Origin of the sequence: Exiguobacterium sp. s161, from assembly GCF_018619045.1 — a bacterium.
Taxonomy (GTDB): Bacteria; Bacillota; Bacilli; order Exiguobacteriales; family Exiguobacteriaceae; genus Exiguobacterium_A; species Exiguobacterium_A indicum.
Window position 1 is genome coordinate 1 of record NZ_JACSNH010000014.1, and the last position, 5,082, is coordinate 5,082.

The 5,082-nt window shown below is 43.2% G+C and carries 6 protein-coding genes and 1 pseudogene; 3 read left to right on the plus strand and 4 right to left on the minus strand.

All coding sequences use genetic code 11. From position 1 onward, the window contains the following. The 3 genes and pseudogenes from KNQ14_RS16855 to KNQ14_RS16530 form a co-directional block, all read right to left on the minus strand. Nucleotides 1-134: pseudogene (locus tag KNQ14_RS16855) on the minus strand (relaxase/mobilization nuclease domain-containing protein); the annotation flags it as partial. Next, the gene (locus KNQ14_RS16525; protein ID WP_214861854.1) at nt 101-430 is read right to left on the minus strand and encodes a MobC family plasmid mobilization relaxosome protein; all 330 of its coding nucleotides are present in this window, start codon (nt 428-430) and stop codon (nt 101-103) included. The gene KNQ14_RS16525 and the pseudogene KNQ14_RS16855, both read right to left, overlap by 34 nt. Nucleotides 431-666: 236 nt before the next feature. Beyond that, nucleotides 667-843 (minus strand): DUF6440 family protein, encoded by a 177-nt coding sequence (locus KNQ14_RS16530; RefSeq protein ID WP_214861856.1) that lies wholly within the window; start codon nt 841-843, stop codon nt 667-669. A 1,159-nt stretch (nt 844-2,002) separates the two neighbouring features. Here KNQ14_RS16530 and KNQ14_RS16535 point away from each other — a divergent pair. The 3 genes from KNQ14_RS16535 to KNQ14_RS16545 all read left to right on the plus strand — a co-directional run bounded on the left by KNQ14_RS16535 (nt 2,003) and on the right by KNQ14_RS16545 (nt 3,582). Next, nucleotides 2,003-2,185, plus strand: coding sequence for a hypothetical protein (locus tag KNQ14_RS16535; RefSeq protein WP_214861858.1), 183 nt, complete (start codon nt 2,003-2,005; stop codon nt 2,183-2,185). A gap of 94 nt (nt 2,186-2,279) precedes the next feature. Beyond that, nucleotides 2,280-2,462: a hypothetical protein gene (locus KNQ14_RS16540; protein WP_214861860.1), complete on the plus strand. Its 183-nt coding sequence runs from the start codon at nt 2,280-2,282 to the stop codon at nt 2,460-2,462. 436 nt (nt 2,463-2,898) lie between these two features. Further along, a complete protein-coding gene (locus KNQ14_RS16545; RefSeq protein ID WP_214861862.1) occupies nt 2,899-3,582 on the plus strand; it encodes a hypothetical protein in 684 nt (227 codons plus the stop codon). 180 nt (nt 3,583-3,762) lie between these two features. On the opposite strand, the gene KNQ14_RS16550 is transcribed toward KNQ14_RS16545, so the two are convergent. Then, a partial coding sequence (locus KNQ14_RS16550) for a relaxase/mobilization nuclease domain-containing protein (protein ID WP_214861863.1) occupies nt 3,763-5,082 on the minus strand: 1,320 nt, incomplete at its 5' end.

Below are 5,082 nucleotides of genomic sequence, written 5' to 3' on the forward strand. Positions count from 1 at the left end.
TCCCTCGTCGCCTTCATCTGAGACTTGGCGTACTCTGGAGGGCAATCGAAGCCTGATCGTTCCTCCGCCCGTTTCTCCGCATAGGAGATCAGCTTGTTGGCTACTTTTGTATTGCCGAGTTGAATTGTTGCCATATCTGATTCAACTCCTTCTGTAGATTGACCAGTTCCTCTTTCGGAACTGTCTTGCCCTCATTCGCGTGCTTGGTCATCTGGTTCACGTTGTTCCCGATGGCACGCAACTGACGGGCAATCTCGAATGCGCCCTCCCGATCGATCTTCGGGGGTCTCATTCTCGCTCCTTGTGCCTGCTTCTTCACATAAGCCGGCACACTCATTTGAAAACTTTCTGCTATCTCAGAAAGTTTCTCAAACTCGTCTTCACTCACACGAAAATTGACCTGTCGGTTCTCTTTTCGGTTCGCTTTCATAACAACCGCCCCCTCTGAATACGTACGAATTATGCGCCGAATGATGGACGAGTAGATGCCCTTACTCGTCCATCATATTCTATGCGCAGAGGGGTTGGCAAGCTTCGTATTTGCTAGCCACTTCGTGTCGCAAATACAGCTTGTCGGGGGTTTCCCCGAGCCCCTTTCTCTAAAAAATTAGAGACCGTTCTTTCGTCGTTGGAGACGAAAGAAGCTATTTCCTTAAGGAAATAGCTTTAGTCGAAAGGCTTATCTACAACAACCTTACCTTCTCTGTCTAATAGTGGTGTCATTCCGCTCATACCAAGCCCACTTGTCATCAAATAATTTACGCCCGTCTGAGTATCTACAACAATTTTAATAATACCTCCACTAAGGTGCTGTTTCGATTTAAGTATGAATCGTTTATTCATGATCTTCCCTCTTTCTCTAAGTAGATATTCAGTCACTTCTTATGAATATCAAAATTAATATTGTCAGAAAACTGATGTAAGCGTACAATAAGCAGTAACAAAATATGGACGAAACAACAAAAAACGCCACTTCTCCTACCTGCTCGTCGGGAAACGAGTAGATCATCAACGAAGTGACGCTTTTGAATAGCAAGTGCGGGAACACTAGCTATTGATCGTTGAAGGCACATAGCACGTGACTTCAACTTAGATGCACTTATCATACTAAGGAAACCTAGCTTTTACAAGGTTTTAAGTAGATAAAGGACATTGTTCAGTAGCAAGTTTTACGAAACTCGCTACTGAACGATGTCCTTTTTGTTTTGGTCTTACATAAAAAAGAGGTCAGCACTCGCTCTTTAAACGAGTAGGTTCATCCAGCCGACGCAGTAGAATGGATCGGTCGTCACCGCAGTTCCAGTACGTGACGCGACGTTAGCAGGGGAAGGACGGAGAGCCCTGTACATAGCCTAAGTCCCGAAGGGATACGGTAAAGATCGTTGAGAGGTTCAGACGGGGTCATATGGTACGAGACCGTAGGCAGTCCCACGACAAACGGTGGGGAATTTCCTAGTAGGCGGCTGTATGATTGCTGTGACACGACCTGAGGTGGCTTTTGGCCACCTCAGAGTGGATTATATGACGAGTCGCCGAAAGGCAGCAAGGTAGGGCGTGGAAACGCCTTGTGTGCGCAAGAGCGCAGCGAGTCATATCGTGGGGGTGTGATTCCCCTGCAGTCTTGGAACGCCTAGACATACGGATACCTCGTCCTACACTGGACGCAGAAACGTTGGGCAGATTTAATCCTTTTATTTTCAAGGGGTTAGTCTGCCCATCCAGCCGTTTTCCTCGCCTGCCTCCCGCAGTATGCACATGCTCTTCTAGTGCATCAAGTCTTTTAAAGTAAAAAAAGGAAAAGAAAATGCAGGAAAGATGAAGAATAAAGACTGTAGAACATGTCGTGCGAGGAGCGTTGAAGGAGGGAGCGAAGCGAGTCCATTCAATGTGACGCAGTACGCCAGCAAACGAAGTGAAGGCGTAAACGCCGAAAACGAAGTGCGGTAGTTGTTTATGTGTTATGAATTTCTTCAGATCTATTTCTTATTTTGGAGGTGTAAATATGAACGATGTTCAGTATTTTAAATTGAAGTTTAATTTAATAATGGAGAACAGTTCCTCTATTGAGCGTGTTCTTCAATTGGCTGATCTGATGATTGAGATAGAATCTAGTAAGGGTTGGCAAGAAAGGGAAGACGAAATCATGGCCTTGTATAGACAGGTAGCAGAAGCTAGATCTTTTTAATTACATAAGGAATGACTATTTGTAAAAAAAAATTAGATTAGTATGTATTTCTATGAATTGCTAATGTATTTAATATTTTTAGGGAGGAATTACTTTGGAAAAATTGAAAAAATATGATTTTGCTTATGAGCAAATTATGAGAAAAGAAAAGTCGATGGATCGGGATTTAGAGTTAGACTCTCTTTTACTCCAAATGGAGAGGGATTTAGAAATTATTCATAGTGATGCAAAAATTATTTCGTGGTATCAAAAAGTGATTGCTGCCAAATCACTTTAAAAAGTGTAAAAAAGGTCATCCTTGCGTGAAATGACAATTCCTCGCAACGATACCGTTGGTATCAAGCCAAGCATGAAAAAAGCGGTCGAAATTGACCGCTTTTTTAAAAAATCATTAATATTATTATTAGAAAAGTAGAGTAGGTTATTAACACAATTGGAGTAGATACTTTTGAGTCTTTGTATTTTTTAAATAGCATGCTTCCGAGCATTCCTACAATGAATATGGTGAAAAATATGAGCCAACTAGTTTTACTGCTACTTAAAGAAAATTTATCTGAGTAAACAAAAGCTATTATAAGGAAAATAGATACTAAAACACTAGCTAGGAAATTACTTTTATCCATATTTTTAAACATCCTTCCTTTTTATGGTGATTTTCATCAATTAATAGCTTACACTATTAATAACTAAATTGTGAGAGGGTGTTATTTACTTTGAAAAAGATTACTTTAAGTTTATTATCTGTTGCTTTACTAAGTTCTGCATCTTTTGCAGCATATCCTACGGAGGCTGCAACTAAATTTAAACAGTCTAAGATTGACTTTAAGCAAAAGAAATTAGCTGAAGAAGTTCCGACTCAAGCATATTCTTATGAGTATGAAGGAGTTATTTTCTCGTTTCCAACACCAGTAGATGAAACACAATTAGAAAATACATTTGATATGGTTAGTGATCCTACTGACTATCTTGTAACAGAAAGTCCTGGAGATACTTCTCTTTCGAGTTCACTTTATAAAGGTTCAGTATTTAATAAAATAAAATCTGGTCCTACGACCAATGCAATTGTACAGCCACCAGGTGGTTCACAAATTGTTGATGGTCCTTATAAAATTACTTTTACTAATGAAGGTGCAAGAGCACTTATTGCGGCTGTGACGTTTTACGTTGGAAATAAATTAAAAATCGCGTCGAATGTAGCTAAATGGTTAGTTTCTGGTGCGCTTTCTAAAGTGTCCTATGATGCTTCAGAAGCTCTTCCGCCAACTTATGTTGGTACTTGGAAATATAAAGCGTACGATACTTATCAAGGACGTTATCGCATATATTCAACTGTAGTTCATTACAAATACGGTAACTATACATCACCAATTGCTGTACAATCGTATCCAATGGATTAAGTAAAAAAGCAATTATCCTCTTAAAACACATTTTAGAGGATAATTGCTTTTTATTATGGTAACTCTACACTAGCTAAAGAAAAAACGAATCGTATAATTAGGTAAATTGGGATCAAAAATACTGCTGTCATCAGCCCTTGCTTGCCTGCATCTAGCCATTCCGTCTTGAAGATTTTCCACTTAACGCTCGAAATCCTGCTCGTGAGACTTGTTGAGATGTCGTTTAGTTGCTGGTCGTGCCTGCTCTTGAGGTTGTTCATCTCTGTCTCGATCTTTTTCGTGTTGTTCTCGAGCATCTTCTCGAGCCGACTCTGTTGGGCGAGGATGTTGCTGTTCACCAGATCGCCGATCTGTTCGAGTTGGTCGTTGATCAGTTTGTGGCTCATGTTCAGTTGCTCGAGGTGTGTACTCTGAATGTTCTTCAGCTGCTCGTGAAGGGTTTGCTGGTTCTGACTGAGTTGTTTCGAGTACGTCCCGAGCAATGCCTGAAGTTGTTCGTTTGTTTTGCTGGTATGATTTTCGAGCTCCACGCTTCGATTGCTCAAGCTTTCGGTTGAATTCTTCATAGTCAAAGCCATCAGTTCTTCCGTGCTCTTGCTGATCTGGACGAGGTTCTCGATCTCCTGTTGGAACGTCATCTCCTTCTGGACGACTTCCTGCAGCACGGTCGACAGATAGCCCTCGACGGCTCTCAGACGCATCAGCAGCTCTTGCTCGTTCTCGATCATGAGTGAGGGCGTCTGGTGGGCTCCCTGCTCCTGCTCGTTCCCCGTCCGATACTCCGATGCCTCTTCCGACTTCACGATGTCGTGATTCTTCTTGTCCAACTGCTCTCTCAAACCCATCCTTGATGACCTCCCTCTCATAATCAGACCCTAGTTTGTTATCTCGTACTCGTTTATTGTTCGCATGATCGTAGTAAGTCGTCGTCTTGCCTCGTTCTCGCACTTCGATCTCATGCTTCTCCGACAGATAGCCCTTGAATGCCTCATAGCTCGTCGTGGCGTCTCTCGCCTCCTCGATCTTTGTCCGGATGTCGTCCTTCCAGGATGACTTGCCCTTCTCGAGAAGGGCTTTCTCCGCCAATGTATAGCGTACGGGCGTCTCTCGCTTGAGGACGACCGACAATCCTTGCTCGAGACAGAGTCGATCGCTCTCCTCCCGGATCCGGTGAAGGTCTTTCTTCGAGGATTGGTACTTGCTGCCGTTCTCGAAGTTCACGGCATTGATGATGATGTGGTTATGGATATGCTCCTTGTCCGTATGCGTGTAGATGACGGCTTCATGCCCCTTGGAGATGGATCGAGCGAGTTCCTGCCCAATCTCGTTCGCCTGTCGTGCCGTCACTTCCCCTGGCTTGAAGGATTGGATGACATGATGGGCTTGGATACCGTCCGACTTGCCCCAGAGTTCCCTCGTCGCCTTCATCTGAGACTTGGCGTACTCTGGAGGGCAATCGAAGCCTGATCGTTCCTCCGCCCGTTTCTCCGCATAGGAGAT